The sequence below is a fragment of the Psychroflexus sp. MES1-P1E genome (genome assembly GCF_002836055.1).
GTDB lineage: Bacteria > Bacteroidota > Bacteroidia > Flavobacteriales > Flavobacteriaceae > Psychroflexus.
In genome coordinates this window covers 1-4,198 of record NZ_PJBS01000192.1, presented here as the reverse complement: position 1 = coordinate 4,198, position 4,198 = coordinate 1, and the positions used below count along the sequence as shown (strand labels likewise).

The window sequence follows — 4,198 nt, the reverse complement described above, 5'->3', positions numbered from 1 at the left end:
TTAGCAACTGTTTATTCACTTTTCAATTATTTACAACTCCTTTTAATTCTGTATCCTTATTTCTTAAATCAAGTCCACCTTCAAGCACCGATTTTAAATTTAGCAAGTAGAATGTCCATCCAAAAGCACAGCCAAGGCGAATATTTTCTTTAGAATTATTATCTAAAGGTATTTCTGTTTGAGACAATTCAACAAGAGTTTGGTCTTTTACTTTAGATAAATGAACTTTGACTGTACAATTTCCTGCGAAAGTAAATTCTAAATAATCAATTCCATTTGCTTCCTTTACTATTCCTTCCTCATAGTGATTTTGTGCAAACCACCTCCAATTATAGGTAGATTCAGAAGTAATATTTTCTGATAATGAAATTTCTTTACCGTCTTTTGATTTAAATCGAGCTTTTGACAAAAACCATTTTTCAAGTTCTTGACTTTTTGTCCAAGTATTATAAACTGAACTTAAATCTGCCTTAATAAAAATACGTTTTGAAAATTGTGTCCAGTCAAATTTATCCATCTTGTTTGGTGTTAGATTTGTTTTTTAATGTAATTGACAATTTTATCTTTAATCGTTACTAATCTCCGCTCTTTTATTCTATTCGTTTCATTGAGAATGTTTGTTTGAGTTCTTGCCCGTCTTGTGTTCCAGAAATTTCTGCAACTAAAGAGTCAGCGTTAATTTTAGAGTAAGAGATGATTTTCGGAAAATCGTGTTGCGTATTTTTAAATTCTAGTTCCGAGTCTGAAATTTTATTCAAGGAAAATCGTATTGGCAAACCTTCATTTTGTTCTTTAACTTTTGGAATGTAAAATAGGCTGTCCTTTTCTTGAATTAATTGTATCGTCTCAAAAACGATTGTGTCATTTTCATTTACAACATAACTTATTCCTGAAAATTCATTGTCGTTTACCTTGGACCAAGTTTCGTAAACACTTCCTTGAGCCATTTTGTTTTCCCAAGTTCCAATGAGCCATTTTGCCTTTTCAATTTCTCGTTTATGTTGTGTTGCACAACTGCATAGTATGATTGAACCGAATACTACATAAAATAGTTTTGTTATCATTATTGATTGTTTTAATTAGGTGAATAAACAGCCATTTTATTTCCTTCAGAATCTATGAACATACCAAAATATCCCATTTCAGGGCTTATTTGTGTTTTAGGAACAATAATTTTCCCATTGCTAGGTTCAATTTTGTCTAGTATCATTTGTAAATCATTGCCACCATTTAGGTAAGCTAGAACTCCGTTAGTTGATGCCTTGTAATCTTCCCCTTGTACAATTGCTCCAGAAACATTGGTTCCGTCAGTAGGGAAGACGCCCATTTTAGTTCCGAACATTTCAGATTCTTTAATATCTAGTCCAAGAATAGTTGTGTAAAAAGATACTGCTCTTTTAAAATCTGTTGCTGGTATCTCAAACCAATTGATTAAGTTTTTCATTTTTATTGATTTTTACGTTTATACGACAAAGTTGATAGTTACTACAAACATAAAATTGTAAAAATGCGACAAAGTCATTCCATTCCGTAAAAGAGTGAAGACATTGTTAGGTTGCTACCATAGAATTCTTTGGGTGATAATCCAGTAAACTCTTTAAAGTCTTTTATAAAGTGTGCTTGATCGTAGTATTCACCTTCATAAGCCAAAGTTGTTAGACTAGTAAATTGTTTATTAAGTAACATTTTAAGTGTTGCTTGTAGTCTTATTGTTTTGGATAATTGTTTAGGACTTAAACCAATAAAAGAAGAGAATTTTCGTTCTAGTTGCCTACGACTTATATTGATTTGTTTAGAAAGTTCGCCAACAGAAAGGTGTCCATTAGCAGTCAAAATTATATCTACAGTTGATTTTATGATATGGTTAATAGTTTCAGAATTTGACAATCTACTTAATAGAAAATTTTCAATATACTTTATTCTTTCAGAAACAGAATTAGAACTTAAAACCTTTTGTCCAATTTCAATTCCGCCTTTACCAAACAGTTTTTCTAAAGATGTGGCAGTATTTTCCATTTTTTTTATTGGAATAGACGTGAAAGGTGAAAATCCTTCAGGATGAAAACGAACGGAAAAGATACCTGTTTGACCTGTAGGCTCAATTTCAAGTGGTCGGGTTAATTGTCCAATAACAAAACATTTTGGTTGAATAATGCTTTCTCCATTTTGTAAGTATTGTTTGTAATTGTCGCCATAGTGAAAAATCATTTCCAAACAGCCATCAGGTACAATAGTTTGTTTATCAGGATTTTCTTCTTTTGGATACTCCAATGTCCAATAAAATTTTATTAGTCCGTTCAATTCTAGACTTGGTTCAAATGTTTGGTAGTTCATTGTGTTAGAATTATTGTAATTGTCTTTTTCATCCTGTTTTTAATTGTTGCTAACGTCTCGTATATGAAAAGTAGCGATGAAAATAAGCTGTTACTTTTCGGATTAACACAAGCCGAATTTTTAAATTTTACTATTTATCTTTTTTATTGCAAATCGTCAAATTTAAAAATTTGGCGACTTTCCAAAAATGCCCGAACCTTTGTGTTAGCAATAACTCACGCTATTTTTTATATACTTTGTTGGCAACAGTACTTTACGGATTCATATTTATAAATAAATGATAAACTTCAATGTTTTTCAAACTTCTATAATGATTCATTTTCGCAACTTTAAGGTTAGAATATTCTTCAATTCCGATTTCTGTTTCTAAACTTAAATGTTGATACTGCCCAAAATCAATTTGCGTAATGTAATTCAAATATTTATTCCAAGTATCTTCAAAGCTTTTAGTTTCGCAATAGGAAATAACAAATAGAGGACTTATTCCAATTGGTTCATTTCTGAAAATTTTCACTAAATGTTCTTTGATTATTGTGTCAGACGATTCATCCTTAGGAATTGATTTTATACGCAAACATTCTATTGCAGATAAATGATTACCATCTTCGTTTTCAATTATTAAATCTCGAAATGCTATTCCAGAAGTATTGCTCTCAACCTTTGGGTCAGTTGTTCCACCCATTGATTGGTCTTTAATACTCCATTTTCTATTATTAATTCGGTGCTTTAAAAAATCTCTTAATAGAATATTGTACTTGTTTTCACTTTGAGCTTTTTTGTATTCAAAGACATTATCTAAAAAAGTTAAACAAACACTTATAATTGAGTTTAATAAAAAGTCTTTCTCTTCATTATTTAATTTCTCTCTCTTCTCGTTTATCCATTCATAAATTAACTTTTCATAAAGTTTGTGGTCAGTTCTTGTGAAGTTTTCTAATTGAGTTAGTATTCTAAACTCAATGTGATTAACGAATAAGTACTTGTCTTTTTTAAAGGAATTATAATGAAACTCCAAAAAAGATTTTATATCGCCTCTTGGTTTTATCTTATACATAGACCAAGTGAAATCACTATGATATCTATCCAATAAACGCTCTATATTACCAAATTCTTCTGAAATGTGTTCAGAGTCTTTGTATTTATCTAATTCGTTATACCAATCCGCGTGTAAATTTTTAATTTGAAACTTTCTTAATTTATATTTAGGATGGCTTTGAACATTATAGAAACCTGGAATATTATCTGATTCGATAAACTCTTTATCAATTTGCTCTAACTCGTCTAAAATCGAGTAGTGTGTTGAATTTGTGTCTATTGGCTCAATAGCTATCATTATCGAAATAAACTTTTCGGCTTCTTCATAAATCCCTGTAAGCAATCCAATTCTTTCAAAATCTATGTCGCTATCATCACCACCGAATGATGCTTCGTGTCTTATCATTATATGATCAGCTTCGTTTACAGCATCATCTTTTACTTTATAAAACCAATGTATTAATTCATCTTTAGAAAAAGTGACTTTTTTAACTTCGTCTAACATTTTTTGCAACTGAATTTTACCTTTTTTCTGATTTTCATAAATACGATTGAAATAGATATCTCTATCTATAATATTTATGTGTTTTAAAGGTAATATGTTCGTGAAAGAAAATTCAGATTTTTCTTCGAGCAATGAAATGTCCGTAGTTTCTCTTAAATATATTTTCTTTTCTCTTGGTTTCACAATTTCATTCGTATTGTTGCCAACGTTGTTGTATATGGTTTGTTGCGTGTTTCAAGCAACTAATTTAGTAAATAATTACCGACCAAGAAAGTCCGCGAGGACTTTCGTAAGTAGGCTAAAACTAGCAATAAATTATATACG

Annotated in this window: 5 protein-coding genes; all 5 read right to left on the bottom strand. The window is 30.2% G+C overall.

Translation table 11 applies throughout. From position 1 onward, the window contains the following. Positions 1 to 22 precede the first annotated feature (22 nt). The 5 genes from CXF67_RS08465 to CXF67_RS08440 all read right to left on the bottom strand — a co-directional run bounded on the left by CXF67_RS08465 (position 23) and on the right by CXF67_RS08440 (position 4,057). On the bottom strand, positions 23 to 517 hold the full coding sequence (locus tag CXF67_RS08465) for an SRPBCC family protein (protein WP_102088363.1): 495 nt from the start codon (positions 515 to 517) through the stop codon (positions 23 to 25). A 73-nt stretch (positions 518 to 590) separates the two neighbouring features. Continuing rightward, on the bottom strand, positions 591 to 1,064 hold the full coding sequence (locus CXF67_RS08460; RefSeq protein ID WP_102088362.1) for a DUF6265 family protein: 474 nt from the start codon (positions 1,062 to 1,064) through the stop codon (positions 591 to 593). Between the two features lie 11 nt (positions 1,065 to 1,075). Next, a complete protein-coding gene (locus tag CXF67_RS08455; RefSeq protein WP_102088361.1) occupies positions 1,076 to 1,444 on the bottom strand; it encodes a VOC family protein in 369 nt (122 codons plus the stop codon). A gap of 74 nt (positions 1,445 to 1,518) precedes the next feature. Beyond that, positions 1,519 to 2,334: a helix-turn-helix domain-containing protein gene (locus CXF67_RS08450; RefSeq protein WP_102088360.1), complete on the bottom strand. Its 816-nt coding sequence runs from the start codon at positions 2,332 to 2,334 to the stop codon at positions 1,519 to 1,521. Positions 2,335 to 2,587: 253 nt separating this feature from the next. Next, positions 2,588 to 4,057, bottom strand: coding sequence for a hypothetical protein (locus tag CXF67_RS08440; RefSeq protein WP_102088358.1), 1,470 nt, complete (start codon positions 4,055 to 4,057; stop codon positions 2,588 to 2,590). Between the last annotated feature and the right edge of the window lie 141 nt (positions 4,058 to 4,198).

Excerpts from the sequence above, each read along its gene's own strand:
- CXF67_RS08465 (WP_102088363.1), bottom strand. The coding sequence starts at position 517 with ATGGATAAATTTGACTGGACACAATTTTCAAAACGTATTTTTATTAAG.
- CXF67_RS08460 (WP_102088362.1), bottom strand. The coding sequence starts at position 1,064 with ATGATAACAAAACTATTTTATGTAGTATTCGGTTCAATCATACTATGC.
- CXF67_RS08455 (WP_102088361.1), bottom strand. The coding sequence starts at position 1,444 with ATGAAAAACTTAATCAATTGGTTTGAGATACCAGCAACAGATTTTAAA.
- CXF67_RS08450 (WP_102088360.1), bottom strand. The coding sequence starts at position 2,334 with ATGAACTACCAAACATTTGAACCAAGTCTAGAATTGAACGGACTAATA.